This is a genomic window from Pseudonocardia sp. McavD-2-B (genome assembly GCF_024124365.1).
Taxonomy (GTDB): domain Bacteria; phylum Actinomycetota; class Actinomycetes; order Mycobacteriales; family Pseudonocardiaceae; genus Pseudonocardia; species Pseudonocardia alni.
This window is the reverse complement of the sequence record NZ_JAMXSG010000405.1, coordinates 1-3,743: the sequence shown is the minus strand read 5'-3', so window position 1 is coordinate 3,743 and position 3,743 is coordinate 1. Positions and strand designations below refer to the sequence as shown.

At 76.7% G+C, this 3,743-nt stretch carries 4 protein-coding genes and 1 pseudogene; 2 read left to right on the top strand and 3 right to left on the bottom strand.

Annotation, left to right across the window (positions count from 1 at the left end):
• Both NH602_RS29265 and NH602_RS29260 read left to right on the top strand, forming a co-directional pair.
• Positions 1-463, top strand: a 463-nt coding sequence (locus tag NH602_RS29265) for a carboxypeptidase-like regulatory domain-containing protein (RefSeq protein WP_253069495.1), incomplete at its 5' end; no start/stop codon positions are given.
• Entirely contained in the window at positions 456-1,259 is an 804-nt protein-coding gene (locus tag NH602_RS29260) for a YceI family protein (RefSeq protein ID WP_253069494.1), read from the top strand. The genes NH602_RS29265 and NH602_RS29260, both read left to right, overlap by 8 nt.
• 99 nt (positions 1,260-1,358) lie before the next feature.
• Here the strand turns inward: NH602_RS29260 and NH602_RS29255 are convergent, their stop codons facing one another.
• From NH602_RS29255 to NH602_RS29245, 3 genes and pseudogenes are all read right to left on the bottom strand, one after another.
• Complete coding sequence (locus NH602_RS29255) at positions 1,359-1,694, bottom strand: hypothetical protein (RefSeq protein ID WP_073577184.1); 336 nt, start codon at positions 1,692-1,694, stop codon at positions 1,359-1,361.
• Between the two features lie 38 nt (positions 1,695-1,732).
• Positions 1,733-3,028 (bottom strand): YeeE/YedE family protein, encoded by a 1,296-nt coding sequence (locus NH602_RS29250; RefSeq protein ID WP_083658919.1) that lies wholly within the window; start codon positions 3,026-3,028, stop codon positions 1,733-1,735.
• A 26-nt stretch (positions 3,029-3,054) separates the two neighbouring features.
• Positions 3,055-3,743, bottom strand: a pseudogene (locus NH602_RS29245) (hypothetical protein); the annotation flags it as partial.

Below are 3,743 nucleotides of genomic sequence, written 5' to 3'. Positions count from 1 at the left end.
CGCGCACACGCCGACCGACCCGGCGGGCCGGTTCCTGGCCGAGACCCCCGGCACCGGCCCGCACACCCTCACCGCGACCGCACCCGGGCACGGGCCGCTGGCCCGCACGGTCGACGCCGACCCGGCCGGGCCGCCGGTGGAGCTGCGGTTCCCGGCCCTGGCCGGGATCGCCGGCGTCGCGCGCAGCGGCGACGGCCGCCCGGTCCCCGGGGCGCGGATCGTGATCGGTGACAGCGACGGGCGCACCGTCGCCGAGACCACCACCGGCCGGGACGGCAGCTACGAGCTGCACGGGCTCCCGCCCGGACGGCACGAGCTGACGGCGAGCGGCTGGGCGCCGGTCGTCGTCGCGGTGCAGGTGGCGCGCGGCGCGACCACACCGGTCGAGGTGCGCTTCGGCGCCCCGGACCCGACCGACGACCGGATCGGCGACCCGACGAGGACGGAGCAGGGACGTGGCTGAGCTCTACGGACGGCTGAGCACCCCCGACGGCTGGCCGGTGACCGGCGCGACGGTCACCGTCATGGACGCCACCGGCGTGCAGCGGGGCCGGGGGGCCAGCCGGGCCGACGGCGGGTTCGCGGTGGCGGAGCTGGCCGCGGGGCCGCACACGGTCGTCGTCGCCGCGGCGGGGTACGAGCCGTCCGCGCGGGCGGTCTCACTGGCCGGGGACGGCACCGACCTGGGCCGCGTCGAGCTCGCCCGGGCGGGCGGCGCGGTGCTGCCCACCCCCGGCCTGTGGCGGATCGACCCGCAGCACTCCAGCATCCGGGCCACCGCGCTACACCTCGGGATGAGCCGCATCCACGGCAGGCTGCGCCGGTTCTCCGGCGACCTGCGGGTGGCCGACCCGTTCGAGGCCAGCTCGGTGAGCGTGTCGATCGACGCGGGCTCGGTGGACTCCGACGACCCCGACCGCGACACCCACCTGCGGACCGCGGACTTCCTCGACGTCGGGGCCCACCCGGCCATCGGCTATGAGGGCGACGGCCTGACCCGCGTCGACGCCACCCGCTGGACGGTGCACGGGATGCTGGCGCTCAAGGGCGTCAAGGCCCCCGTCGACCTGCACATGAGCTACGGCGGCACCGGCCCCGACCTGTGGGGTGGCACCCGGGCGGCGTTCACCGCCACCACCGAGATCTCCCGCGACGAGTTCGCGATCGACTGGAACCAGTCGGTACTGGCCGGGGTCCTGGCCGTCGGCCGGACGCTGCGGATCGACCTCGACGTGCAGGCCGTCCTGCAGGAGGACTGACCCACCCCCGGCGCACGACCGGCCCGCCCGGACCCGCGGTCCGGGCGGGGCGGCCGGCTCGGCCCGGGCGGCCCTGTGCACAGCAGCCCGGGGCGGGTCTCAGCTCAGGCCGTCCAGCACGCCGAACGCGGGCGCGGTCAGGTCGACCGGCTTCAGCAGGTCCTCGGGCGCCACCGCCGCCGGGACGTCCTTCAGCAGGTACACCGGGGTGTTGCCGTCCGCGCGGTCGCCTGCGGACTCGTTGAGGTCGGCCGAGTCGGAGGGGTGGGCCTCGCCGTCGTAGTGCCAGACGGAGCCGTCGTAGTGCGCATCGCCGTGGCCGTGGCGGCTGCCGTGGTGGCCCTCGTCGGCGTGCGCGAGGCCGCCGGCCAGGGTGGCCAGCGCCCCCGCGCCGGCGACGGCGGCCAGCGCGCGGACGGTGGTACGTGCGGTCATCGTGTGAACCTCTCTCGTGGGGGGAGCGTCCGGCCGGCTCAGCAGAGCGAGTCGGCAGGCTTGGGGTTGGTCAGGCCGAACAGCGGCCGCAGCCGCAGCCCGACCCAGGTGCCGCCGAGTGCGACGACGGCCCAGATCCAGCCGTGCAGGCTGAACGAGGCGATGCCGGAGAAGTAGGCACCGATGTTGCAGCCGCCCGCGAGACGCGCGCCGTAGCCCATGGCGATGCCGCCGAGGACCGCGCCGAGGGCGAGCTTCCACGGGATCCGCTTGTGCAGCACGAACGCGCCGCCCACCGCGGAGGCCACCAGCGCGCCGATCATGATGCCGACGTCGAGGTTGGAGATGCGGTCGGCCAGCACCGGGGCGGCCAGCGACCGCGCGTTCGCCGGGGCCTGCCAGTACGCCAGCCCCGCCATGTCGAACCCGACGGCCTGCAGGAGCTTCGAGCCCCACAGCGCGAACGCCGAGGTCACGCCCCACGGGGCGGCGGAGACGAACAGGACCGCCGCGTTGAGCACGGCGAGCACGACCGCGCCGACCCACATCGGCCACGATCCGCGCAGGATCCGCGCGACGCCGCGCGCCGACGGCGGGCGCTCCACCGGCGGCGGGGTGCGGCGCCGGGCGACCACCCAGGTGACCGCGGTGATCGCGGCCGTCACGAGCAGGGTGGCGGCGACGGCGCCGGGGTAGCCGAGCAGCTGGGCCAGGTTGACGCTCGGGCCCTGCGGCACGGTCTGCGTCCAGAAGGTGTGGGTGAACACCGCGAACATCGAGCCGACGACGAACCCGAGCAGGGTCAGCACGATCGCGGACTGCCCGCTGCCGACGGCGAACAGCGTGCCCGAGGCGCACGACCCGCCGACCTGCATGCCGACGCCGAACAGGAATGCGCCGACGACGAGCCCGATGCCGATCGGGTTGGTGAACCCCTTCGGCTCGCCGGCGAGGGCGAACCCGGACGAGAGGATCACCGCGAACAGCACCGACGCCGTCGCCAGCATGACCATGTGCGCGCGGATCGCGGCGCCCTGCCCGACGGCGACGAGCTGGCGCCAGCCGGAGGTGAAGCCGAACCGGGAGTGGAACAGGGTGAAGCCCAGGGCCAGGCCGAGCGCGGCGGTGCCGACCATCGTCGCCGGGGCCACCGTGCCCACCCCGACCAGGAACAGCACGGCCAGGACCAGGCCGACGGCGACGACCCGCCACTGCGGCGGGGCGGCGGCGCGGTCCTGCGGCCCGAACGCGGTGCGCCCGCTGCCGGGCAGCTCGCGCAACGCGCGGGCCAGTGTGCCCGGCGACCGGCCGGGCGGGTCCTTCGTGATCGACACGGGAGCCTCCTCGTGGGTGGTGCTGGTCAGGGGGTGGGTCCGGCGGGGGCGCCGGTCCCGGGGTCGGTGTCCGCCCGCCCGGGCCCGGTCAGCGCGGAGCCGATCCGGACGATCGCGCCGCCCGGGAACCAGGCGGCCTCGTTGGGGGCACCGTGGTGCCCGCCGTCGTCGTCGGCGGCGGTCATCGGCACGCTCACCGGGGCGGCACCGTACAGAGCCGGTGCCGGGTCGGTGTAGGCCTCTCCGGTCGTCGCCGCCCAGGTGCGCAGCCCCGACAGCGACGGGGCGGATCCCGGTGCGACGGCGGCGAGCGTCCGGACGTAGCGCTGCGGGACCTGTTCCTGCGGGCCGAAGTCCAGCGGGAGCAGGGTGCCCGGGCTCTGCCCGAGCACTCCCCCGGTCAGCAGCCACGGCGCGAGGTAGGTCCCGCCGAGCGCGGTCGGCGTGGTCTGCGCCGCGCGGGCGGTGTCGCGGACCGTCGTCGCGGCGTGCTGCCAGCCGGACACGACGACCAGGGCGTCGTCCGGGCCGGGGGCCGGGCGCACCGGCAGCCCGGCGGCACCGGCCGCGGTGCGGACGACGTCGGCGGCCGCACGGGAGCGGGGCGACACGTCACCGGCGATCGCCAGACCCGGCGCCCCCTGGGAGGCGAGCGCGCGGACGGTGCCGCGCAGCGCCAGGGCGTCGGCCGGGTCGAGCCCCTCCGACGGGCACG

What these genes read in the sequence shown, in the direction of transcription:
- NH602_RS29255 (WP_073577184.1), bottom strand. Translation starts at nt 1,694, where the DNA reads ATGACCGCACGTACCACCGTCCGCGCGCTGGCCGCCGTCGCCGGCGCG.